Below are 22,471 nucleotides of genomic sequence, written 5' to 3'. Positions count from 1 at the left end.
GGCATGAACGTCGAGCTGCGCCCGGTCCACGACAGCGATCTGCCGGTCTTCTTCCGGCAGATGAACGACCCCGAGTCCCTGAGCATGGCGGCCTTCACCTCGGAGGATCCGGCCGACCGGGCCGCCTTCGACACCCGCTGGTCCCGGATGCGCTCCTCGCCCGACGTCGTCGTCCGTACGGTCCTGGCCGACGGGGACGTGGTCGGCAGCGCGGGGGTGTACGGGGTGCCGGGCGAGCGCGAGGTGACGTACTGGATCGACCGCGCGTACTGGGGCAAGGGCATCGCCACGCAGGCCCTGCGGGCGCTGCTCGCCGAGGTCCCCGAGCGCCCGCTGTACGCGCGGGCGGCGGCGGACAACGCGGGGTCGCTGCGCGTGCTGGAGAAGTGCGGGTTCCGCGTGTCGGCGGCGGCCCGGGGGTACGCCCCGGCCCGCGGCGCCGAGATAGACGAGACGGTGCTCCTCCTGGAGGGCTGAGCGGGCCTCCCGCCTCTCCCCCGCCCGGCGGATGCGGATCGTCGCCGGGCAGGAGGTGCCCCCGGCCCCTCCCGCGGGAGCCTGACCGCATGACGCAGTCGATCGCTCCCCTCGCCGCTCCACGCCCCGCCGGTCCCGGCCGCACCCGGCGCGTCCTGCGTGCTGTCGCCGTCGTCTCCTGTGTGCCGTACCTCGCCCTCAAAGCGGCCTGGGTCGCCGGGAGTCACATCGGGATACCCGCGGGCAGCGCGCTGCTCGACGACCGGGCCGGCATGGCCGTGATCAACGGCCTCTCGGTCCTGGTGGACAGCGGGGTGATCGTGCTGGCGCTGGTGCTGACCCGGCCGTGGGGACTGCGGGTGCCCGCGTGGCTGCTCGTGTTGCCCGTGTGGGTCGCGACCGGGCTGCTCGCGCCGATCATGGCCGGGTTCCCGGCCCAGCTGATGGTGAGGGCGTTCGGCGGCGGTGTCCCGTCCGCCGGCCGGGAAGCGTTCCTGGAGGAGTGGGTGTTCACCGTCGTGTACACGGGGTTCATCGCGCAGGGGCTCGCCCTGGGCGGCCTCTTCGCCCTCTACGCCCGGGACCGCTGGGGGCACCTGTGGCGCGGGCGGGTGCGGGAGCTGCCCGCCGGTTCCCTCGGCCCGGCCCACCGGGTGCTCGCCGTGGCCGCCGCCGTGCTCGCCCTGCCGCCGCTCACCCTCCACGCCCTGTGGGCCTGCGGCGTCTCCGCCGGCCTGCGTGACGGGCGGGCGGCGGAGCGGGGCGGGGAGTTCTACGTCCTGGAGGCCCTGTACGTCGTGTTCCTCCTCGCGGCGGTCGCCGGTGCCGTGCTGCTGGCGTTCCGGCGCGGCCGGACCCTGCCCGTGTCGGTACCGCTCGCTCTCGCCTGGGTCGGCTCGGGTGCCGTGGCCTGCTGGGGCGGCTGGCTGTCGCTGGCCTCGCTCGGCCGCGTGGCGGACCTCGCAGACCGCCCCACGCCGCCGATGCATCTCGCCTACGCTGGCCAGATGCTCGTGGGCCTCCTCGTCGCCGCCATCGGCGCCTACCACTTTGCGGAGCGGTCGGCCGGGGCCGCGCGCCGGGCGGCGTGAGCGCATTCGCCCGGCTGCTGTTCGGCCGGCGGGCGCGCCTGCGGTGGATCCATCTGATCCTCGGCGGTGCGCTGGCCATGCCGTACGTCCTGGTCGGCTCGGTGGTCGTCGGCCCGCTCACCGGCGCCACGGACGTCTTCGGGTCCTTGCCCCTCCAGCTCGCCTCGTTCGGCGTGGGCCTGCCGCTCGCGGCCGTCACCTCGCTGTTCCCGCTGACCCGGCCGCTGGAGGCGGCGGCCGTCCGCTGGCTGTGCGGTGTGGACGCGGACCGGCTCGCCCTCACCCCGGCGCGGACCCGGGGCGAGAAGGGCCGTACGGCGGCCTGGTTCACGTTGCATCTCGGGTTCGGCGGGATCATCGCCGGGATGTCGCTGGCACTGCCGCCGTTCGCCACCGTGCTGATCGTGCTGCCGGTCCACGCAGGGCTGCGCGGCGACCGGCTCGGGCTGCCCGAAGTCCTGGACCACACCTGGGCGTTGGCGCTCGCTCCCGTCGCGGGCGCGCTCTCGCTGGTGGCCCTGGCCGGCTGTGCGGCCGGCTGCGGCGCGCTGCTGGCCCGCTGGGCGCCGCCGCTGCTCGGTCCCACGCCCCGGGAGCGGCTCGCCGCCGCCGAGGCGCGCGCCGCGGACCTCGCCGTACGCAACCGGCTGGCGCGCGAGCTGCACGACTCCGTCGGTCACGCCCTGAGCGCGGTCACCCTCCAGGCGAGCGCCGCCCGCCGGGTCCTCGACAGCGACCCGGAGTTCGTCCGCGAGGCCCTCGCCGCGATCGAGGACACCACCCGGCGCACCGTCGGTGAACTGGACGCCGTGCTGGGTGTGCTGCGTGAGGGCGACGCCCCCGGCACGGCCCCGGCGCCGACCCTCGCCGCCGACCTCGACGGCCTGCTGCGGCGCACCCGGGCGGGCGGACAGCGGGTGCGCGCGACCGTGGACGCCGACCCGGAGGCGCTGCCCCCGCTGCTGTCCCGCGAGGCCTACCGCATCGTGCAGGAGGGGCTGAGCAACGCCCTCAAGCACGCCGGTGAGCGGGCCGCCGTGGAGCTGCGGATCACGGTGACGGGCGGGGCGCTGGAGATCACCGTGGAGAACCCGGTGGACCGCCCCGCGCCCTCCCGCGCCGGGGGCGGCCACGGACTGCGCGGCATGGCGGACCGGGCCAGGCTGCTGGGCGGCACCGCGACGGCCGGACCGACCGGGACGCGGACCTGGCGGCTGCACGCGACGCTGCCGATGACAGGACCCGTAGGACAGGACGCGTACAGGCCCGTATGACACCCCGTAGGAGAGGACCCGCATGACCCGCCCGGCCCCGATCCGTGTCGTCCTCGCCGACGACGAGCGCATGGTGCGCACCGCGCTGCGCGCCATCCTGTCCGCCGAGCCGGACCTGGAGGTGGTGGGCGAGGCGGCCACGGGCGCCGAGGCGGTGTCGGTGGTGCGGGAGGCGCGGCCCGACGTCGTCCTCATGGACGTGCGGATGCCGGAGACCGACGGGATCCGCGCCACCGAGCAGATCCTCGCCACGCTGGACGAGCCACCGCGGATCGTCGTCGTGACGACGTTCGAGAACGACTCCTACGTATACGACGCGCTGCGGGCCGGAGCGGCCGGGTTCCTGCTGAAGCGGTCGGACGCCGACGCGCTGGTGCAGGCGGTCCGGCTGGTGGCGCGCAGCGACAGCCTGCTGTTCCCGGCGGCCGTGCGCACGCTCGCGACCGAGCACGCCCGCGCGCGCCCGGCGCCACCCGCCTGGGTGGCGAAGCTCACGGGGCGCGAGCGGGAGGTGCTGCGGCACATGGCGCACGGGCTGACCAACGCGGAGATCGCCCGCCGGATGGAGGTCGGCGCGGCCACGGTGAAGTCGCACGTCGCGGCGGTCCTGGCCAAGACCGGCACCCGGGACCGCACGCAGGCGGTGATCGCGGCGTACGAGGCCGGTTTTCTGAACGCCGGATGAGAAAACCGGCCCGCCGCATGAGAAAGCGGGACGGACGGGAACGTTCCGCCTGGCGTGGCTCGTCCTCCTGTTCGGAATGAACAAGACGATCAGGCGCGCCTCGGTCTTCGCGCTGCTGCTGGTGTTCGCTCTGCTGGTCAGGGCGACCTGGGTGCAGTTCTACGAGGGCCAGGCGCTGGCAGACGACAAGGACAACCGGCGGAACGCGATCGAGACGTACTCGGCGCCGCTCGGGAACATCATCGTGGGCGGCCGGTCGGTCACCGGCTCGGCGCCGACGAAGACGGGCGACCTGAAGTACAAGCGGACGTACACGGACGGTCCGCTGTACGCGGCGGTGACGGGTTACGCGTCGCAGGCGTACGCCCCGACTCAGCTGGAGGGCATCTACACCGATCTGCTCAACGGCACGGACAGCCGGCTGAAGTCCGTGATGGACACGCTCACCAACCAGCGGGCCGAGCCGGGCAACGTGGTCACGACCATCGACCCGGACGTGCAGAAGGCCGCCTACGAGGCGCTGGGCGACAAGAAGGGCGGGGCCGTGGCGATCGACCCGAAGACCGGGAAGATCCTCGCGACCGTGTCGACGCCGTCGTACGACCCCTCGTCGCTGACCGACGCCAACACCGCGGGGGCGGCCTGGCAGAAGCTCACCACGGACCCGGAGAAGCCACTGGTCAACCGTGCGCTGCGGCAGCCGCTGCCGCCCGGTTCGACGTTCAAGCTGGTCGTGGCGGCGGCCGCGCTGGAGGACGGGCTGTACTCGTCGGTGGACGAGCGGACGGACAGCCCGGACCCGTACACGCTGCCGGGCACCAGCCGCGACCTGACGAACGAGAACCCGAACGCGCCCTGCACGAACGCCACGATCCGCACGGCGCTGGAGTACTCGTGCAACAACGTCTTCGCGAAGATGGCCGTGAAGCTGGGTCAGGACAAGGTGAAGGCGATGGCCGACAAGTTCGGCTTCAACGACGACACGCTGGACGTGCCGGTCCGGGCCTACACGAGCGTGTACCCGTCGGACATGGACCCGTCGCAGACGGCCCTGACGGGCATCGGCCAGTTCGACGTCACCGCCACACCGCTGCAGATGGCCATGGTGTCGGCCGCCCTGGCCAACGGCGGCAAGCTGGTGTCGCCGCACATGGTCTCGCAGATCACGGACAGCGGCGGTGACGTGCTGCGCGACTACGACGACGAGGCGGGCACCAAGGAGATCGTCAGCTCCTCGACCGCCGAGCAGTTGCAGTCGGCGATGGAGACGGTCGTGAGCAAGGGCACGGGTACGAACGCCCAGGTGCCGGGCGCGACCGTGGGCGGCAAGACGGGCACGGCCCAGCACGGCGAGAACAACAGCCAGGTGCCGTACGCCTGGTTCACCTCGTACGGCAAGTCCGATTCGTCGGGCAAGGAGGTCGCCGTGGCGGTCATGGTCGAGCAGTCGGACGCGGCCCGCTCGGAGGTCAGCGGCAACGGCCTGGCGGCGCCGGTCGCCAAGGCGATGATGCAAGCGGCGCTCAAGAACTGAACCTCCGACGCCGATAAGCCGTCTGTACAGACGAGACGGGCCGCCCCCTTCCCCCCGGGGGCGGCCCGTCCTCGTGTCACCGGCCGTCCGGCGTCACTTCGCTCCGAGGAGCTGCTCGATCGGGTCGATCGCGAAGTACACGAGGAACAGCGCCGAGGTCCCCCAGAGCAGCCAGTGCACCTCCTTGGCCTTGCCGAGGACGGTCTTGATGACGACGTAGGCGAGGAAGCCGGCGCCGATGCCGTTGGTGATGGAGTAGGTGAACGGCATCACGGCGATGGTGAGGAACGCCGGAATGGCGATGTCGTAGCGGTCCCAGTCGATGTGCTTGACCTGGGTCATCATCAGGAAGCCGACGGCGACCAGGGCGGGGGCGGCCGCCTGGAGCGGGACGATGGTGAGCAGCGGGGTCAGGAACAGCGCGAGGCCGAACAGCCCGCCGGTGACGAGGTTGGAGAAGCCGGTGCGCGAGCCCTCGCCGACACCGGCGGCGGACTCGATGTAGGAGGTCGCCGAGGAGGCGGAGGCCGCACCGCCGGCGACCGCGGCGGCACCGTCGATGAGCAGCACCCGGCCGAGGTTCGGGACCTTGCCGTCCTCGTCGAGCAGCCCGGCTTCGGCGCTGATGCCGACGACCGTGCCCATGGTGTCGAAGAAGTCGGACAGGATCAGCGTGAAGATCAGCAGGACGACGGTGATGACGCCGACGCCGGGGGCGCTGAACGCGCCGAACAGGTCGAAGTCGCCGATGAGCCCGAAGTCGGGGGTGTCGACGAGCCGGTCCGGCCAGGAGGGTGTGGTCAGGCCCCAGGACTTGATGTCGGCGAGGGAGTTGATCACGATCGCCAGCGCGGTCATGGTGACGATGCTGATGAGGATGGCGCCCTTGACCTTGCGGGCGAGCAGTCCGATCGTCAGCAGCACGCCGAGGCAGAAGACGAGCATCGGCCAGCCGGCGAGGGTGCCGGTGCCGCCCAGCTGGACGGGCACGGTGGTGTTGGCGGCGTCCGGGATGCGGCTGACGAACCCGGCGTCGACGAAGCCGATGAACGCGATGAACAGGCCGATGCCGACGCTGATGGCCTGCTTGAGCGGCTGGGGTATCGCGTGCATGACCGCCTCGCGCAGACCGGTCACCACCAGCACGCAGATCAGCAGGCCTTCGAGGACGATCAGGCCCATAGCGTCGTCCCAGCTCATCAGCGGGGCGATCTGGAAGGCGACCACGGCGTTCAGGCCGAGTCCGGCGGCGAGCGCCAGGGGCAGGTTGCCGCCGACTCCCATGATGATCGTCATGACGGCGGCCACCAGGGCGGTGGCGGTGGTGAGTTGGACGGCGTCCAGCTGGTGCCCGAACTTGTCCTTCGCGCTGCCCAGGATGATGGGATTCAGGACAAGGATGTAGGCCATCGTGAAGAACGTGGCGAAGCCGCCGCGGATCTCCCGGCCGAAGGTGGACCCCCGCTCGGAGATCTTGAAGAACCGGTCGACGCTGTTCGCCGCCGGTGGCGCGGCGTCGGACCGGTCGGCCACCTTCTGCGATTCGGACATGGCGCGTGCTCCTAGATGCCTGGGTGATCGGTGTGCGGGTGCTGGCTGGATTTTCGTCGCGTTGAACCACGTTCAGGTTTTGTTCGTGTTACGAAATCGAAGTCCGGCCTGCCATACGACGTTCGAAGCTCCGTACGAACCATCCGACGATCGCTGCTACGCTTCCCGGTCTCGTCCGGGCCTCTCCCGGATGATCACATGTCATCTACATGACAGCCACACAGGGCGCCCCGGCCGGGAGCGCCCGGAGCCGCTGCGAGGAGAGGTCGCCCGTGGGCACAGTCGTCGACGACGCCGCCTCCGTGGAGTTCCACGCCTTCTTCGAGCGCCACTACGCCGAACTGTCGCGCCTCGCCCACCTGTTGACGGGCGAGCCGGACACCGCCGACGACCTGGCGGCGGACGCGTTGCTGGCGCTGTGGCACCGCTGGGACCGGGTGCGCGCGGCCGACCACCCGGTGGCGTACGCCCGCGGTGTGGTCGCCAACCTGGCCCGGACCCGCATCCGCAGCGCGGTGCGCGAGCGGCGGCGCATCGCCCTGTTCTGGTCGCAGCGCGAGGAGAACACCGAGAACCCGGACATCGCGGGCGTGGTCGACGTGCAGGAGGCGTTGCGCAGGCTGCCGTTCCGCAAGCGGGCCTGTGTGGTGCTGCGGCACGCGTTCGACCTGTCGGAGAAGGACACCGCGCTCGCCCTCGGCGTCTCGGTGGGTACGGTGAAGAGCCAGACCTCGAAGGGAATGGCCGAACTCCAGCGGTTGCTGGGGACGCGGGGCGTGCCGCAGCGGATGCACGCGACGCTGGGTGCCCCGCGCCGCTCGCCCGCCGTGGAGGGCGTGCGCACCGGTGAGGGCGGAGGGAGGGACCGATGAGCATGCGGCGGGACGTGCACGAGGAGCTGCGCGCCCGGCTGCACGAGGCGGCCGGGGCACACGAGCCCGACCGGGAGCGCATGCTGGCCCGGGTCGAGCGCGGCATGGCCGGTCCGGCCGTTTCCGGCCACCGGGCGACGCGTCCGCCGGTGTTCGGCTGGATGCGGGTGGCCGGTGCGACGGCCGCGGTCGCCGGCGTTCTGGCGGTGGGCGGTTACGCGGTGGCATCGGCGGTGAAGGACGAAACCGCCCCGCGGCAGCAGGAAGTGGCCACGTCGGCGACGCCCACGCCGTCCCCGGAGGCGACGAGCCGGGCGCCCGAGCCTCCGCCTCCGGCGGAGCCGGCGCCGAGCCGGGCGCCCGAGCGCCGCGAGTCGAGCCCGCCGCCGTCGAACACGCCGAGTGCCCCGGCCACCGAGCGGCCCTCCGCCGCCGGCACGCAGGACGGCCCGCTGTGGTCGGACGGTTCGGTCGACCCGCACAGCAACGACTTCTGGGCGCAGAGCAACGTCACCCTCAAGACGCGCGAGCAACTGACCGCGCTGACCGTGCGGTTGCAGGTGGCCCAGACCGGCGGGGTCTCCGACGCGGGCGCCTGGCGCTCCCTGCCCGAGACCGACTTCACCCTCGCGGTGGCCGAGCGGGACGGCTTCCTCGTCTACACCTGGACCCTCAAGGAGGGCCGTACGGTCCCGGCGGGCGAGTGGGTGTTCGCGGGGCAGTTCGACCACGCCCGCGGCGGCCGCGACGCGGGCGGGGACCGCTACGCGGTGACGGCCGCCGCCGGTTCGCGGCAGCTGTCGGTGGGCGGCTCCTTCGCCGCCGTGGACGACGGCGAAGGCGGCCGGTGAAAAACTTCCGAAGACGCGGCAACCCTTTCTTCACCGGTGACGACCACCAGGCGCAAGAGTCACCCATCTGAGGAACCGGTACATGACTGCACCAGCAGAACAGCGCGTCCGCCACCGCCGCGGCGTCACCAAGCGGCGGGCGGTGATCGCCGCGGTGTCCGCGTTCGGCATCACGGGAGCGGCGATCGTCACCACGTCGATGCTGTCGACGGCGGGCGCCGCGTCCTCCTGGCCCACGGCCACGGGCAAGACGCCCGTGTCGAAGACCATTCCGGTCTCCGGTGTGCGCGACGGCGGGATGAAGATGTTCTACGGCAGCGGCGCGCTCGGCCAGGACAACCAGGACGAGGGCCAGGACCCGATCTTCGAGCTGGCCGACGGGGCGACCCTGAAGAACGTCATCATCGGCACCCCCGCGGCGGACGGCGTGCACTGCAAGGGCACGTGCACCCTGCAGAACGTGTGGTGGCTGGACGTCGGCGAGGACGCGGCCAGCTTCAAGGGCAAGTCCGCCTCCGCGGTGTACAAGGTGATCGGCGGCGGCGCGAAGAACGCCGACGACAAGGTGCTGCAGTTCAACGGCGCGGGCACCCTGAACGTGTCGGGCTTCCAGGTCCGACACGCCGGCAAGCTGGTCCGCTCCTGCGGCAACTGCAAGACGCAGTACAAGCGCACGATCGTGCTGAGCGACATCGACGTGACCGCGCCGATGAACTCGATCGTCGGCGTGAACGCCAACTACGGCGACACGGCGACGCTGTCGAAGATCCGCATCCACGGCGACAGCAAGAAGAAGATCAAGACCTGTGTGCGCTTCGAAGGCAACAACACGGGCAAGGAGCCCAAGGAGCTGACGCCGCCCGGCCCGGACGGCAAGAGCTGCAAGTTCAAGGCCTCCGACATCAGCTACCGGTAGGCACTGCCCCCTGTGACTCCGGTCGGCCCTCGTCCCCCCTTGGGCCGGCCGGAACGCCGGGTGTCCGGCCCCCCAGCCGGGCGTCCCGGCACCTCGGCCCTCCGGAGCCCCCCTCCGGACGGCCGGACGGTACCGGTCGAGCCCCCCTCGGCCGGTCGGCAGGGCGCCCCCGTCGCTTCGCACCGACGGGGGCGTCGCCATGAGCGCAGAGGTGTCAGTCCATCGTCGAGCCGACGGCGGTGGAGCCGGTCGTCAGGAACGCCGTCCGGGGCAGGGATCCGTCCGCCCGGCGGGCTCCGTACGCGCCGGCCGGGTCCGTCGACCGGAAGGCCGGGGTGGCGGTGCCGCTGTCCCAGGTGTTGCCGGCGGAGAGGGCCGAGGGGCCGAGCTGCGCCGCTCCGTCCTTGTCGCCGACGGCGAGGTTCCCGCCGAGGCGGGCCCTGCCGGCGGCGAAGGAGAAGCCGTTCCCGGCGTTGGCGTAGGCGGTGTTGCGGTGCAGGGCGACGGCGCCGGTGTTGGAGTTCTCGGTGAAGCCGTGCCGCGTGTTGTCCCAGGCCGCGTTGCCGGTGACGGCGTGGGCGGCGGACGCGCCGCCGCCGCCCAGCTCGAAGCCGTTGCCGTCGCCCTCGAAGGCCCCGTCCTTCCAGCGGTTCCCGCCGTTGCCGAAGGCCCAGGAGTGCTCGATGGTCACCGGCGAGGAGAACTGCCACAGGTCGACGCCGTCGTCGGCGTTGCCGTACAGCCGGGCTCCGGTGATCCTGTTGCCGGTCCCCGAGCCGAACGTGACCGCGATGCCGTCCGCGTTCCGGCCGTGGCCGGCCGGGTCGTAGTTGCCGTGGCTGTCCAGGTTCTGCACGAGGTTGCCGGTGGTGCCGTCGCCGCGCAGGGTGAAGCCGGAGTCGCCGTTGTCCGCGGTGACCAGGTTCCTGAAGATTCCGCCGACCGAGGACGTGGCGACGAAACCCCGGGCCGGGGAGTTGACGAACGCGAGGTCCTGGACGGTCCAGTGGTCGCCGCTGATCCCGGCCAGCCAGGAGCCGGCGGGCAGTCGGGACCCGTCGATCCGCACCTTCTCCCCGTCGTACGCCCGCAGGGTGATGGGCGCGGAAGCGGTGCCGTTCGCGCCGGACTCCAGGGTGGCGGACGGGTGGTAGGTGCCGCCGCGCACCTGGATCACGGTGCCGGCGGTGGCGTTGCGCACGGCCTCTTCGAGCTGGGCCGCGGTGGAGACGGTGACCGTCGGCGAGGCGGCCCGGGCGCCGCCGGTCGTCAGCCCGAGGCCGACGCCGCCGGCCCCCGCGGCACAGACCACGGCCGCGGCGATGGAGAGCGTACGGGTGCTGCGATGGCGTCCGGTGCTCGGCGGCACGGAGTGTTCCCTTCTTGGGGGGCCGGGGACGGAAACGGTCGGAGGGGCCCGCTCCGGTCCGTTTCCCGTCCGTCAGTCGCCGCCGCGCCGGAAAGGGTTGCCGCCGTCACTTGCACCGAAGGCACCGCCGTCCCGAAAGTTTCGGAACCACGGGCCGCACGCCTACCCGTTGACGCCCTGCGTCCCTCCGGTGAAACTCCGAGGGCCGCTATCCAACAGAATCCCCCACACTCCGACAGGAAGTGTCATGCGCCCCCGCATCGCCCGCACGCTCCTGCTGCCTTTCCTGGCCCTGACCGGCCTCCTCATGACCCTGTTCACGGCACCGCCCAGCACCGCAGACCCCGGAGCCCCACCCGTGAAGCACAGCAAGTACGCCGGCTATCTCTTCGCCTACTTCACCGGCGAGGGCACCGCCGACGGCGAGCAGATCCGCTACGCCCTCAGCCGCGGCAACGACCCGCTGCACTGGCGCGAGCTGAACGCCGGCAAGCCGGTCCTGACGTCGACGATCGGCGAGAAGGGCCTGCGCGACCCGTTCGTCATCCGCTCCCCCGAGGGCGACAAGTTCTACCTGATCGCCACCGACCTGCGGATGTACCAGAACTCCAGCGGCACCTGGGACCAGGTGCAGCGGCACGGCAGCAAGTCGATCATGGTCTGGGAGTCCACCGACCTGGTCCACTGGACCGACCAGCGCCTGGTGAAGGTCTCCCCGGACAGCGCGGGCAACACCTGGGCCCCGGAGGCCTACTGGGACGACGAGCGCGACGCGTACGTCGTCTTCTGGGCGTCGAAGCTGTACGCCGACGACGACCCGGACCACAAGGGCAGCACGTACAACAAGATGCTGTACGCCACGACGAAGGACTTCCGCACCTTCAGCGAGCCGAAGGTCTGGAACGACCCGGGCTACTCGGTGATCGACTCCACGGTCGTGCAGTACAAGGACGAGTACTACCGCTACACCAAGGACGAACGGGACCCCAGCTCCTCGAGCCCCTGCTCGAAGTTCATCACCGGCGAGAAGTCCACCTCCCTGACCTCGACGAAGTACGACTTCGTGGCCGACTGCATCGGCAAGGGCGCGATGGACCGCGGTGAGGGCCCGACGGTGTTCAAGTCGAACACCGAGAAGAAGTGGTACCTGTTCATCGACGAGTACGGCGGCCGCGGCTACCTCCCCTTCGAGACCACCGACCTCGCCTCCGGCAAGTGGACCCCGTCCACGGACTACCAGCTCCCGGCGAGCCCCCGGCACGGCACGGTGCTCCCGGTGACGCAGGAGGAGTACGACCGGCTGCTGGCCGCCTACCCGGCTACGCCCGCCTCGGTGGTGGACGCGACGGCGAAGCACCAGAAGGGGTACGCGATCGTCACGGACAGCGCCTCGAAGGTCGTCCTGCCGATGCGGCCCGACGCCGACCTGCGCGGTCTGGCCCCGAAGCTGTGGGTCGGTGAGGGCGCGAAGCTCAGCCCGAAGTCCGGCACCCGCCGCGACTTCCGCACGCCGCAGAAGTACACGGTCACGGCCGCCGACGGCACCAAGCGCACCTGGACGGTCGAGGCGGTCCGCACCCGCAGCCCCATGCTGCCCGGCCTGAACGCCGACCCGGACGTCCACTACCTCAACGGCAGGTACTGGATCTACCCGACGACGGACGGCTTCCCGGGCTGGAGCGGCACCCAGTTCAAGGCGTACTCGTCGAAGGACCTGGTCAACTGGAAGGACCACGGCGTCATCCTCGACCTCGGGCCGGACGTCACCTGGGCCGACAAGAACGCCTGGGCACCCGCGATCGCCGAGCGGGACGGCAGGTACTACTTCTACTTCTGCGCCGAGCAGCAGATCGGCGTGGCGGTGGCCGACTCCCCCGCCGGTCCCTTCAAGGACGCGCTCGGCAAGCCCCTGGTCCCCAAGGGCGGTTCATTGAAGGGCCAGATGATCGACCCGGCCGTCTTCACGGACGACGACGGCCAGGCCTACCTGTACTGGGGCAACGGCCACGGGTACGTCGTGCCGCTGAACGACGACATGGTGTCCTACGACGCCTCGAAGGTGCGGGACATCACCCCCGACAACTTCCGCGAGGGCTCCTTCGTGATCAAGCGGAAGGGCACGTACTACTTCATGTGGTCGGAGGACGACACCCGCAGCGAGAACTACCACGTGGCGTACGCGACGGGACCGTCCCCCCTCGGCCCGTGGACCAAGCGCGGGACGATCCTGGAGAAGCGGCCCGAGTACGGCATCCTCGGTACCGGTCACCACTCGGTGGTGAACACCCCCGGCACCGACGACTGGTACGCCGTCTACCACCGCTTCGCCCTCAACGGGCCCGGCCGGCCGGGTGGCGACGGCATGCACCGCGAGACGACCATCGACCGCATGGAGTTCGCGGCCGACGGCAGCATCAAGCCGGTGGTGCCGACGCTGGAGGGCATCAAGCCGGTGCGGCGGTGAGTCTCACAGGACGTCGTCGAGCCAGTTGAAGACCTCGTCCTGCATCTGATCGGTGAAGACGTGGCCGAGTTCCGGCCACGTCTTCATCCGTATCCGCTCCTCGGCGTGGTGCGAGCGCCAGACGGCTTGCAGCTTGTCGTACGCGACCCGCACGCCCTCGGCCGGGAACAGCGTGTCGCGTCCGCCGTCGAAGAACAGCATCGGGCTGGGGGCGGCGATGCTCGCCACGTCGGGGATGTCGAGGTGCCGGGAGAGGCCGGGGTGGAGCATGAAGTACGCCGACTGGCCGCGCAGGGTGTTGTTGCCGGGCACCATCATCTCCTTCAGGCCGGTCATCCAGCAGACGCTCGCGGCGGCCGCCACGTGGTCGCTGAGGGCCGCGGTCTGCCAGGCCCGGTAGGCGCCCATGGAGAAGCCGACGGCCGCGACCCGCCGGGCGTCCACCCGGCCGAGTCCCGCCAGGAAGGCGGCGGCCCGCTGGTCCTCCCTGGCCATGAGCCCGGCGAGCGACGAGCCGAGGTTGTAGAAGTTGGCGGCGAGCGCCTGCTGCTGCTCGTAGGCGAGGGGACCGCGGTCGCCCCATCCGAGCGCGTCCAGGCAGAGCACCACATAGCCGCGGCGGGTCAGTTCGTCGCCGACGAACCGTCCGCTGAAGTACTTGTCCGCCCAGGCGCGGGCGGAGGCGAGCCGGGTGTCGTCGTACCAGGGCCGGACGAGTTTCTCCTTGCCGATGTCGAACCGGGCGCCGTGGTCGTGCAGGAGCAGCACCGCGGGGAAGGGCCCGCGGCCGTGCGGGGTGAGCAGGGCGCCGCGGACCCGTTCGTAGCGGGTGAGGGAGACGGTCACCAGCTCGCGGGTGCAGTCCCGTGTCCGGGAGCGGCCGGTGAACTCCGGTGCGTACGGCGTCCTGTCCTGCCGTTCGACGAGGAGGTGCTCCTCGACGGTGGCGCGGGCGGCCCGCCGCCAGGCGCGGTGGTCGCGGATCGGGGACCTGCCCCAGGCCCCCGGGAAGGTCAGGGCGTCTTTGAGCGCCGGGTGGAAATCGGGCAGCGGGCCGTCCACGACCGCCGCCTGTGCCCCGCTCACCGCTCCCCCGCCCAGCAGTGCGGCACTCGCCCCGGCCACGAACGTCCGTCGCCCCAGCGCGTCATGGGCGTCCATGCGGCCTCCCGGATCCGGCGTTCCGCAGTACGTAGCGCTCGATGGCCGCCAGGGAGGTCAGGGCACGGTGGTCGTAGACGCCGTCGGGGTCCCAGCCGACGTCGCTCCCGAGTCCGAGGGCGCTCGCCACGGCGTTCAGACGGGCGGGCCGGCCGTTGAACCAGGAGCCGGTGTCGTGGAACTGCGTGCCCCCGTAGGCGGCGACGGCGAGCGACGGCCCTCCGTCGGGGTACCGGAAGACGTTGCGCTCGGAGAAGATCGCGGACTCCACCCCGACGCCCAGGGCGTAGAGCGGGGTCCGCCCCCGGTGGACGTTGTTGACGACGTGCACCTGCCCGAAGCGGACCCGCGGGGCGCGTTGCACGATGTCGCTGAACAGGTTGCGGGCGAAGGTCACCTTGAGATGCCCCCGGTCGCGGTCCCCGCGTCCGTCGCCCGAGCCGACGAGGATCGCCTTGTCGTGGTCCTCGAACCGGCTGTCGGAGACGGTGACGAAGTCGGAGCCGTCCTCGATGTCCAGTAGCCCGTCGTGCCGTTGCACGCGCTCGCCGTGGAAGCCGAGGGGCGCCTCGCGGTCGGGGAAGCGACCATCGGTGAAGGTGCAGTGGTCGATCCAGATGTTCCTGCCGGTGATCACGGTCATGGCGTCGAAGCGGGCGTTCCAGCTGCCCCGGGTGCCGTCGTCCGGGGACCAGCCGGTGAAGTGGTCGACGGGGGCTTCGAGGTGCAGGTTCCGCACGATGATGTTGCTGCCGGTGTTGACGGTCAGGAACACCCCGAGCAGCCGGGCGTCGCGGCCGGCGCCGACGAGCGTGGTGTTGCTCGGCACGGTGAGCTGGATCTGCGCCTTCTCCTTGTTCGACCCGGTCTGCCGCAGCTGCCGTTGCTGCTTGCAGTGGCCGAAGCGGGTGTCGGACCAGGCGGCACCGTCCTCACCGAAGCAGGACATGTAGCGACCGAGGTCGTATCCGGGTGCGTAGTCCTGCTCCCCGAGCGGGGAGCCGTTCTCGCTCTCGTGGCCGTCGATGGCGCCGACGACCCTGATCACCTTGGGCGCGGTCGGTTCGCCGTCGTTGGCGAGGGCGGCCTTGAGCTCGGCGCGCGTGTCCACCGTCCAGGTGCGGCCGCCCGCCCCGCCGGTCGTGCCGGGGCCGGCCGAGGCCCAGCCGGTGGGGGCACGCTCGGCAGGGGTGCGGTCGGCGGCGGAGGCCGGTGCGGCCGCCGGCCAGAGCAGGCCGAGGCCGAGGAGGAGCGCGGCGGTTTTACGCATACGGCCGCCAGTCGCCGAGACAGGCCTCCCGGGTGTGCGCCCGGGCCTGCGCGCGGCTCAGCTGGGGCCGGTTCCCGGGGACATGGACCACCGCGCCTGGCCCTGTGTTGCGGTACTCGGCGAAGCGCTGGTTCTGCCACGGGTGGGAGTCGGACATGTTGGCGTAGGGCGCGACCGCGTCGATGCCGGGCCCGAGCCAGGTGTCCCGCACGGTGAGCATGGGCCGGGCGGTGGGGTCGGAGCTGGGCACCCAGGGGCGGGCCAGCTTGTAGTAGCCGTCGGGGGCCTCGCTGCTGACGCGGCTTCTGGTGACGAGGTAGCCGAGCGGACCGGCGCCCGCGGTCGAGGGCGCGAAGACGAAGCCGTAGGGGGCGCCGGCCAGCTCGGTCCTCGACAGGGTCCGGAAGTGGCACCGGTCGAAGACGGCGGTCGCCCGTCCGAAGACGAAGTCGACGTCGCCCTCGGCGTAGCAGTGGCCGAAGTACTGGCGGGCGACGGTGCCGAGGGCCATGGAGTCGGCGTACAGGGTGTCCTGGTGGCCGAGGAACCGGCAGTGGTGGAAGGCGGAGCGGTCGCCCTGGACCTTGAGGGCGACGGCCTGGGTGCCGGTGACGTCGGGGTGGTCGGCACGCAGCCAGTCGTTGGCGAAGGTGATCCAGCGGGCGGTGAAGCCGTCGGCCTGGACGGTGGTGGTGGCCGAGCCGGTGGTGCCGTGGGTGCCGCCGCCGGGCTTGGGCGTTCCGGCCGCGTTGTCGTACACGATCACGACGTCACAGGGATCCTCGCTCGCCCCGATCCAGGTCATCGAGGCGCGGCCGGGGTCGACGGCGACGGTCTGCCGGTAGACGCCCGGCGCGATGACCAGGGTGTACCCGCTCCCGGTCGCGGCGGCCACGGCGTCCCGGACCGTGGTGAAGTCACCGACTCCGGCCGGATGGACGTAAAGGGTCCGGGGATCCCGGCGTGCGGCGGGCGATCCGTACCGGCCGAACGGTCGCGGCCGGGTGCGGGCCCACGCGGGGTCGGCGGTGAGGCCGAGGAGGGTGCCGGCCGCGGCGCTCGCGGCGAGGAACCCCCGGCGGGAAAGGGGGAATTGGTCGGGCTGTGCGTGCATGCGGCCGCTCCTTTGCGGTGGGGCGGGTGCGGGGCGGGCAGGGGCCGGGGCGAGCGAGCGCACCCCGGGGCGGGGGTGCGCTGCGGGCCGCCCCGGCCGGTTCGGGGCGGGTCGGGTCGGGTCGGGTCGGGTCGGGTCGGGTCAGCAGAGGCGGCCGGCGCCCGCCCGGGCGTCGACGATGCCCGGGACGGCCTTCGCCGGGTCGACGTCCGCGCGCAGGGTCGGGGTCCAGCCGGCGCCCGACTGGAGCGTCTCCCCGGGGATCTCCGCGTTGTGCACGGCGATCAGGTCGACCGCCCTGCCGTTGACGATGTTGGAGGCCGCGGTGACCGGCGCCTCGTTCCACTTCTTGAGGATCTTCGCCGGGCTGATGCCCTGCGCCAGCGTGAACGCGTTGTGCTCGGCGACGAGCCGGGACTCCTTGCCGATGCCGTAGACGTAGCCCCACTTCTGGCCCTTGGAGACCACGAAATGGTTGTTGTACGAGTCGACCTGCCCGAATCGCACGCGCGGCGCCCGTTCGACGATGCCCTCGAAACGGTTGTGGTGCAGCGTGACCTTGAGTTTGCCCGTGTCGTCGGCGGTGGCGCTGTCGCTGTTGCCGATCAGCATGGTCTTGTCGTGGTCCTTGAAGGAATTCCAGGACACCGTCACGTGGTCGGAGCCGCGCACGACGTCGAGCAGCCCGTCGTGCTGCTGGTACGTCTTGCCGAAGTAGGACGGCAGCGCGCTGTCGGGGTAGCGGCCGTCGGTCAGCGTGTTGTGGTCGACCCACACGTGCGTGGAGCCGTACACCACGATTCCGTCGTACTCGCTGTTCCAGGCGCCGGTCTTGTTGTCGTCGGTGGGGTCCCACTGCGGGAAGCAGTCGATCGGGGCCTCGAAGGCGAGGTTGCGGACGATGACGTTGTCCACGCCCTTGATCTGGAGGCTGCCGCCGCGGATCCCGGAGCCCTTCCCCACGCCCACGATGGTGGTGTTGGCGGGCACGGTCGCCTTGATGGTCTTGTCCTGCGCGGCGGCGGACGCGGCCCGCAGGTCCTCCTGCTCACCGCTGACCGGCTTGTCGTGGCCCCAGACGGCGGGGTCGTAGGCGGCGAGGTACTTCCGGAAGTCGTACCCCTCGGCCGCGAACGCGTCGCAGCCCTGGGAGACGGCGTCGATGACGCCCTTGACCTTGATGATCCTTGGCGCGGTCCCGCCGTCCTTCAGGGCGGCCCGGAACTGCTCCCAGGTGGTGACGGTGTAGACGTGCTGGGCGTCGGCCGACGCTCCGCCGGTGGTGCCGGTGCCGTGGGAGCCCCATCCGTCGCCGGCGCCGAGGGTCTGGCGGGCGATGTCCCGGGGCTGGGCCTGGGCGCCGGTGCCGCTCAGGGACAGCACGAGCGCGGTGCAGCCGATGAGCAGGGCGGCTCTCACGATGACATGATCATGACACTTCTGAGCATTCACGGTGCGGCTCTCTTCCTCTTCGTCGGGGGTGTTACGCGGCGGCTTCCGGCCAGGTGATCCAGGACTCGGGGATCCGCTCGTCCAGCCGCCGCACGTCCCGCGGCCCGAGCACCCGGGTGCGCAGCAACTCCCGCGTCACGAGCCGGGCCACCTCGATGGCCCCGGGCGGGTTGAAGTGCGTGTTGTCCTGCTCGGTCGCCGTCCAGTTGAAGTACTTCTTGGTCTCCTCGGCCCCGAGCCGCTGCCACAGGGTGAGCGACAGCGCCTGGATGTCGAGCAGCGCGACGCGCTCCTCGGCGGCGAGGGCGCGCATGGCCGCCGGGTACTCCCCGTGCGTCGGCAACGCCTTCCCGGCCGCGTCGAACCGCCGGCGCTCCACGGAGGTGGCGAGCACGGGCCGCGCCCCACGGGCCCGGGCGCCGTCGAGGTACATCCGCAGGTACTCCTGATACGTCGACCAGGGCTCGGTGTACCGGGTGGGGTCCTCCGCCTTCTCGTCGTTGTGCGCGAACTGGACGAGGAGGAAATCCCCGGGCCGGATCGCGGACAGAATCCCCCTCAGCCGCCCCTCGTCGACGAAGCTCTTCGAACTCCGCCCGTTCACGGCATGGTTGGAGACGGCAAGCCGGTATCTCTGCAGGAAGAACGGAATCGCCGTTCCCCACCCGGTCTCGGGCGCGGCATCGGCGTACTTCTGCGCGGCGGTGGAATCACCGGCGATGTAGAGCGTGGGCGTACGACGGCCGGTGGCGTAAGCGGTCCCGGCCATGGAGAACGCCAACGGCACAGCGGCCGCGGCAACAGCAACCTGTCTACGACTGATGGACACGCGGAGTCCCTTTCAACGGGGGTGTGCAACTCACTCAGGGGCGCGGGGAACTGCGCGAACAACCACGGGCGGCCCGCACCCTGAAAAACCACGGGCCGCCCCACGGCGATACAGCAGAACTAGCCGTTCTGCTGGTTCCACTCCTCCTGAGCCGCATTCAGCTGATCGGCCATCGTGTCCAGGAATTCCTTCGCACTCATCTTCCCGAGCAGCACCTTCTGGAAGTTCGGCTCGTTGTCCGCCTTGGAAATCGTGTTCCAGTCCGGCAGGTAGTACGGCAGCTGCACGATTGTCGTCGACCCGTCCGACAACGCGTCGGCGGCCAGCTTCGTGGGCTCGGCCTTCGAGATCCACGGGTCCTTCGCCGCGTCCGTGTTCGACGGCACCTGCCCCGCCGCCTCGTTGAACTTCGAGTTCTCCGCCCTGGACGTGGCGAACTCGATGAACTTCCAGGCGGCGTCCTTGTTCTTGCCGCTCTTGAACAGCCCCAGCCCGTCCACCGGGTTGGACACCTGCACCCGCTTGCCGCCGGCGCCGATCGGCTGCGGAATACCGCGGAACTTGTCGGGGCCGAGCGCCTTCACGTGGTCCTGGTACGACCCGAGGTTGTGGTTCAGCATCCCGATCGTGCCGGAGTCCCACTGCGCGACCATCTTGGTGAAGTCATTGTTGAGGTCGGCGGCCGGAGTGACCTTCTTGTACAGCGCCGCGTACTTCTCCAGCGCCGCCACGTTCTTGGGGTCGTTGACCGTGGTCTTCTCTCCACTGGCATCCCAGAACGACGTGATGCCGGACTGCCCGTACATGGCGTCCAGCGCCTGGGCGATGGAACCCGCACCACCGCGAATGGTGTAGCCGAACTCGTTCTCGCCCGCGTTCGTCAGCTTCCTCGCGGCCTCGTAGAAGCGGTCCCAGGTCGTCGGCTCCTGGAGCCCCGCCTTCTTGAACAGATCGGTGCGGTAGTACAGCACACCGTTGTTCGCGGAGGTCGGGATCGAGTACAGCTTGTCGTCCCCGCCGCCGGCGGCCTTCAGCGACTCGACCATGTCCTTGTTGAGCTTGCCGTTCAGCGACGACTTGCCGAGCCGCTCGTCGAGCGGCTCCAGCGCGCCCTGCGCGGCGAACCCCGCGAGCATCGCCGCGCCCACGCCGCCGACGTCCGGCAGACCGCCGCCCTGGAGGGCGGTGTCGACCTTCGACTGGTACTCGGTCGAGGCGATCCCGACGTAGTCGACCTTGATGTCCGGGTTGGCCTTCTCGAAGTCGGCGATGACCTCCTTCCAGATCTCGGTGCGGACGCCGCCGTTGTTGTCCCAGAAGACGATCTTGCCCTTGCCGCTTCCGTCGGCGCCCTTGTCGCCGCCCGCTCCGCTGCCGTCGTCGCCGCAGGCGGTCGCGGTCAGCGCGAGCACGGCTCCCAGGGCGACGGCGGCCGAGGTGCGGCGCCCGCCTCTGCTGCTGGTGCGATTGCTGATCTTCATTGGTCGGCTCTCTTCTTCTGGATCCTGCGGAACTTGAGGGTGTGGAGGGTCAGTGGCGGATGTGCGGCGCCCAGCCGTCGGTGCCCGCCAGGTAGGCGGTGACGGTGTGGGAGCGCGCGTCCCGGTCGCTCATCTGCGGACGGTCGGCGGTGACCGTCGCGCCCGGGCCGTAGTTGCGGTGTTCGGTGAACCGTGCGTCCTTCCACGAGAACCCGCTCATGTCGGTCCACGGCGAGGACTTGACCGCGGCCGGCAGCCGGGTCTCCCGGATCAGCACCTGGGCGACCGCGTCCGGCTCGCCGCCCGGGTGCCAGGGCCGGCCGAGGTGGTAGGTCCCGGCGGGGGCGTCGCTGACGATCTTCGACTTGGTGATCAGGAACCCGTAGGGGTTGCCCTTCCACGTCGAAGCCGCCGTGATGTAGCCGTTGTTGGAGTCCGAGCCGCGGCTCAGCGCCCGGATGACCGACCGCTCGATCACCGTCGTGGCCCGTCCGTAGACGAAGTCGACGTCGCCCTCGATGTAGGAGTCGCGGACGTAGACCCGGCTGACGGTGGTCAGCTTGGGGCTGTCGGTCATCAGCGTGTCCTGGTTGCCCAGGAAGGCGGTGTCCTCGAAGACGATCCGGTCACCGGTCGTCTTCATGGCCAGGGCCTGCTCGCCCTTCAGCTCGTGCGCGGCCTCGTCGAAGTCGTTGCTGAAGGTGAGGTTGCGTGCGGTGACGTCGTTCGCGGCGATCCGGACGGTGGCGCTCCCCGTCGACCCCCCGTACTCGGCCGGCGTGTCGAAGACGATGACGGTGTCGGAGCGGTCGCGTCCGGCCCCAAGCAGCAGGATGTTCGGCTTGCTCGCGGGGATGAACACCTTCTCGCGGTAGGTGCCCGGCGCGACGGCGATGGTGATCGGGGTGTCGTTGCCCTCGGGGACGGCGTCCACGGCGGCCTGCACGGTCGGGTGGTCGCCCGGGACGTGCAGTGTGACCGGCCCGCCGATCCGCTGCTGCGGCCCGGAGAACCGCTTCACCAGCGCGGGCACCGCCGCGGCCGGGTCGAGCCGGTAGGAGTAGAACTCCCGCGGGTCGAACGCCGTGCCCCACGCGTCGTGCCGGCCCGTCGTGTTGCGCAGGACCGACCCGCGCTGCACCAGCTCCGCCGTGGCGTCGGCCTGGTGGGGGTGCTGGACACCGTCGTAGAAGCTGTTCTCGATGACCATCTTCGTCCGGCCGCGCGACCAGTTGCCGTACGTCCAGACCGGGTCGCCGTCGGACAGCTGCGCGGCCAGGTAGTTGTTGTAGAGGTGCGCGTAGGCGCAGTTGTCGGCGGACGGGTTGCGCTGCTTGGTGCCGCGGAACCAGTTGTGGTCGACGGTGATCTGCGTCCTGACGTTCGGGGTCCAGCCGATGCCGAAGGTCTTGTTGTTGTCCGTGAACTGGTTGTAGGAGACGGTGACGTACTCGCTGTCCTTGCGGATGTCGAGCTGCCCGTCGCAGATCCGCGAGAACCGGATGTGGTCGATCCACACGTGGTGGGCGGTGTCCAGGCGGATGCCGTCGTAGTCGGTGTCCTTGCAGTCCCAGTTGCCCTCGACGGCCGTGTCGCGGATGGTCAGGTTGCGGATGACGACGTTGTGGGTGCCGGGGTCGAGGGTGAAGCCGCCGTGCACGATCTCGGCGGTGTCGCTCACGCCGATGACGGTCTTGTCCGAGGCGACGGGTATCTCCCGGCCGAAGGGCTCCATCTCGACGGTGCCCTTGACGCGGATGACGTACGGCTCCTCGGCCGCCGCGTACTTCGCGAGTGCGGCCTGGTCGGTGACGGTGACGACCTTGCCGCCCGCCCCGCCGGTGGTCCCGCCCGCGAGGGACGCGAAGCCGTGCGGCCGGTCGGTCCAGCGGTCCGCGGCAGGCCCGGGTCTCACCGCGGTCCCGGGATTCGCCGGGGGCGCCGCGTGGGCGTCCCCGATCGCCCCGAGGCCCAGCGCGGCGACGAGGCCGAGCACGGCGGCCAGGGCTGTGCGCGGCCGGCCCGGTCTCGACAAGCGCTTGCTACGGAGGTGCGTCATTGCGGCTCCCAACAGGCTTAC

At 71.1% G+C, this 22,471-nt stretch carries 18 protein-coding genes; 9 read left to right on the top strand and 9 right to left on the bottom strand.

The window, feature by feature from the left end:
- The first annotated feature begins 3 nt into the window (after positions 1 to 3).
- From OO68_RS24220 to OO68_RS24200, 5 genes are all read left to right on the top strand, one after another.
- Entirely contained in the window at positions 4 to 477 is a 474-nt protein-coding gene (locus OO68_RS24220) for a GNAT family N-acetyltransferase (protein WP_033310876.1), read from the top strand.
- An 89-nt stretch (positions 478 to 566) separates the two neighbouring features.
- Positions 567 to 1,568, top strand: coding sequence for a hypothetical protein (locus tag OO68_RS24215; RefSeq protein WP_033310875.1), 1,002 nt, complete (start codon positions 567 to 569; stop codon positions 1,566 to 1,568).
- A complete protein-coding gene (locus OO68_RS24210; RefSeq protein WP_033310874.1) occupies positions 1,565 to 2,842 on the top strand; it encodes a sensor histidine kinase in 1,278 nt (425 codons plus the stop codon). The genes OO68_RS24215 and OO68_RS24210 overlap by 4 nt, the downstream gene beginning before the upstream one ends.
- 22 nt (positions 2,843 to 2,864) lie before the next feature.
- Positions 2,865 to 3,527 carry a response regulator transcription factor gene (locus tag OO68_RS24205; RefSeq protein ID WP_033310873.1) on the top strand — a complete coding sequence of 221 codons (663 nt, stop codon included), beginning with the start codon at positions 2,865 to 2,867 and terminating at the stop codon, positions 3,525 to 3,527.
- 76 nt (positions 3,528 to 3,603) lie between these two features.
- Positions 3,604 to 5,061: a peptidoglycan D,D-transpeptidase FtsI family protein gene (locus OO68_RS24200; protein WP_033310872.1), complete on the top strand. Its 1,458-nt coding sequence runs from the start codon at positions 3,604 to 3,606 to the stop codon at positions 5,059 to 5,061.
- 93 nt (positions 5,062 to 5,154) lie between these two features.
- Here the strand turns inward: OO68_RS24200 and OO68_RS24195 are convergent, their stop codons facing one another.
- Positions 5,155 to 6,612: an NCS2 family permease gene (locus tag OO68_RS24195; protein ID WP_033310871.1), complete on the bottom strand. Its 1,458-nt coding sequence runs from the start codon at positions 6,610 to 6,612 to the stop codon at positions 5,155 to 5,157.
- A 272-nt stretch (positions 6,613 to 6,884) separates the two neighbouring features.
- Between OO68_RS24195 and OO68_RS24190 the strand changes: the two genes are divergently transcribed.
- The 3 genes from OO68_RS24190 (at position 6,885) to OO68_RS24180 (ending at position 9,251) form a co-directional block, all read left to right on the top strand.
- Positions 6,885 to 7,484 (top strand): SigE family RNA polymerase sigma factor, encoded by a 600-nt coding sequence (locus OO68_RS24190; RefSeq protein ID WP_033310870.1) that lies wholly within the window; start codon positions 6,885 to 6,887, stop codon positions 7,482 to 7,484.
- A complete protein-coding gene (locus OO68_RS24185) occupies positions 7,481 to 8,335 on the top strand; it encodes a hypothetical protein (RefSeq protein WP_033310868.1) in 855 nt (284 codons plus the stop codon). Before OO68_RS24190 ends, OO68_RS24185 begins: the two co-directional genes overlap by 4 nt.
- 82 nt (positions 8,336 to 8,417) lie before the next feature.
- A complete protein-coding gene (locus OO68_RS24180) occupies positions 8,418 to 9,251 on the top strand; it encodes a pectate lyase (protein ID WP_033310866.1) in 834 nt (277 codons plus the stop codon).
- 214 nt (positions 9,252 to 9,465) lie between these two features.
- On the opposite strand, the gene OO68_RS24175 is transcribed toward OO68_RS24180, so the two are convergent.
- On the bottom strand, positions 9,466 to 10,620 hold the full coding sequence (locus OO68_RS24175) for a right-handed parallel beta-helix repeat-containing protein (RefSeq protein ID WP_033310864.1): 1,155 nt from the start codon (positions 10,618 to 10,620) through the stop codon (positions 9,466 to 9,468).
- A gap of 247 nt (positions 10,621 to 10,867) precedes the next feature.
- On the opposite strand from OO68_RS24175, the gene OO68_RS24170 reads away from it, so the two are divergent.
- The gene (locus tag OO68_RS24170; protein WP_033310863.1) at positions 10,868 to 13,084 is read left to right on the top strand and encodes a glycoside hydrolase family 43 protein; all 2,217 of its coding nucleotides are present in this window, start codon (positions 10,868 to 10,870) and stop codon (positions 13,082 to 13,084) included.
- Between the two features lie 3 nt (positions 13,085 to 13,087).
- On the opposite strand, the gene OO68_RS24165 is transcribed toward OO68_RS24170, so the two are convergent.
- The 7 genes from OO68_RS24165 to OO68_RS24135 form a co-directional block, all read right to left on the bottom strand.
- Positions 13,088 to 14,245 carry a dienelactone hydrolase family protein gene (locus tag OO68_RS24165; protein ID WP_033310861.1) on the bottom strand — a complete coding sequence of 386 codons (1,158 nt, stop codon included), beginning with the start codon at positions 14,243 to 14,245 and terminating at the stop codon, positions 13,088 to 13,090.
- A complete protein-coding gene (locus OO68_RS24160; protein ID WP_033310860.1) occupies positions 14,232 to 15,515 on the bottom strand; it encodes a pectate lyase family protein in 1,284 nt (427 codons plus the stop codon). Before OO68_RS24160 ends, OO68_RS24165 begins: the two co-directional genes overlap by 14 nt.
- The gene (locus OO68_RS24155; protein WP_033310858.1) at positions 15,508 to 16,629 is read right to left on the bottom strand and encodes a pectinesterase family protein; all 1,122 of its coding nucleotides are present in this window, start codon (positions 16,627 to 16,629) and stop codon (positions 15,508 to 15,510) included. The genes OO68_RS24160 and OO68_RS24155 overlap by 8 nt, the downstream gene beginning before the upstream one ends.
- A gap of 141 nt (positions 16,630 to 16,770) precedes the next feature.
- Entirely contained in the window at positions 16,771 to 18,081 is a 1,311-nt protein-coding gene (locus OO68_RS24150; protein WP_033310857.1) for a pectate lyase family protein, read from the bottom strand.
- A gap of 31 nt (positions 18,082 to 18,112) precedes the next feature.
- The gene (locus OO68_RS24145) at positions 18,113 to 18,910 is read right to left on the bottom strand and encodes a rhamnogalacturonan acetylesterase (RefSeq protein ID WP_033310855.1); all 798 of its coding nucleotides are present in this window, start codon (positions 18,908 to 18,910) and stop codon (positions 18,113 to 18,115) included.
- A gap of 119 nt (positions 18,911 to 19,029) precedes the next feature.
- The gene (locus OO68_RS24140; protein WP_033310853.1) at positions 19,030 to 20,391 is read right to left on the bottom strand and encodes an ABC transporter substrate-binding protein; all 1,362 of its coding nucleotides are present in this window, start codon (positions 20,389 to 20,391) and stop codon (positions 19,030 to 19,032) included.
- Between the two features lie 49 nt (positions 20,392 to 20,440).
- On the bottom strand, positions 20,441 to 22,450 hold the full coding sequence (locus OO68_RS24135) for a pectinesterase family protein (RefSeq protein ID WP_033310851.1): 2,010 nt from the start codon (positions 22,448 to 22,450) through the stop codon (positions 20,441 to 20,443).
- Positions 22,451 to 22,471: the final 21 nt, after the last annotated feature.

Source organism: Streptomyces iakyrus (assembly GCF_000717055.1).
In the GTDB taxonomy this organism is placed as follows: domain Bacteria; phylum Actinomycetota; class Actinomycetes; order Streptomycetales; family Streptomycetaceae; genus Streptomyces; species Streptomyces iakyrus.
This window is presented reverse-complemented; position numbering and strand designations above follow the sequence as displayed.

What these genes read in the sequence shown, in the direction of transcription:
- OO68_RS24180 (WP_033310866.1), top strand. Translation starts at nt 8,418, where the DNA reads ATGACTGCACCAGCAGAACAGCGCGTCCGCCACCGCCGCGGCGTCACC.
- OO68_RS24220 (WP_033310876.1), top strand. Translation starts at nt 4, where the DNA reads ATGAACGTCGAGCTGCGCCCGGTCCACGACAGCGATCTGCCGGTCTTC.
- OO68_RS24205 (WP_033310873.1), top strand. Translation starts at nt 2,865, where the DNA reads ATGACCCGCCCGGCCCCGATCCGTGTCGTCCTCGCCGACGACGAGCGC.
- OO68_RS24215 (WP_033310875.1), top strand. Translation starts at nt 567, where the DNA reads ATGACGCAGTCGATCGCTCCCCTCGCCGCTCCACGCCCCGCCGGTCCC.
- OO68_RS24140 (WP_033310853.1), bottom strand. Translation starts at nt 20,391, where the DNA reads ATGAAGATCAGCAATCGCACCAGCAGCAGAGGCGGGCGCCGCACCTCG.
- OO68_RS24185 (WP_033310868.1), top strand. Translation starts at nt 7,481, where the DNA reads ATGAGCATGCGGCGGGACGTGCACGAGGAGCTGCGCGCCCGGCTGCAC.
- OO68_RS24155 (WP_033310858.1), bottom strand. Translation starts at nt 16,629, where the DNA reads ATGCACGCACAGCCCGACCAATTCCCCCTTTCCCGCCGGGGGTTCCTC.
- OO68_RS24200 (WP_033310872.1), top strand. Translation starts at nt 3,604, where the DNA reads ATGAACAAGACGATCAGGCGCGCCTCGGTCTTCGCGCTGCTGCTGGTG.
- OO68_RS24160 (WP_033310860.1), bottom strand. Translation starts at nt 15,515, where the DNA reads ATGCGTAAAACCGCCGCGCTCCTCCTCGGCCTCGGCCTGCTCTGGCCG.
- OO68_RS24170 (WP_033310863.1), top strand. Translation starts at nt 10,868, where the DNA reads ATGCGCCCCCGCATCGCCCGCACGCTCCTGCTGCCTTTCCTGGCCCTG.
- OO68_RS24195 (WP_033310871.1), bottom strand. Translation starts at nt 6,612, where the DNA reads ATGTCCGAATCGCAGAAGGTGGCCGACCGGTCCGACGCCGCGCCACCG.
- OO68_RS24165 (WP_033310861.1), bottom strand. Translation starts at nt 14,245, where the DNA reads ATGGACGCCCATGACGCGCTGGGGCGACGGACGTTCGTGGCCGGGGCG.
- OO68_RS24135 (WP_033310851.1), bottom strand. Translation starts at nt 22,450, where the DNA reads ATGACGCACCTCCGTAGCAAGCGCTTGTCGAGACCGGGCCGGCCGCGC.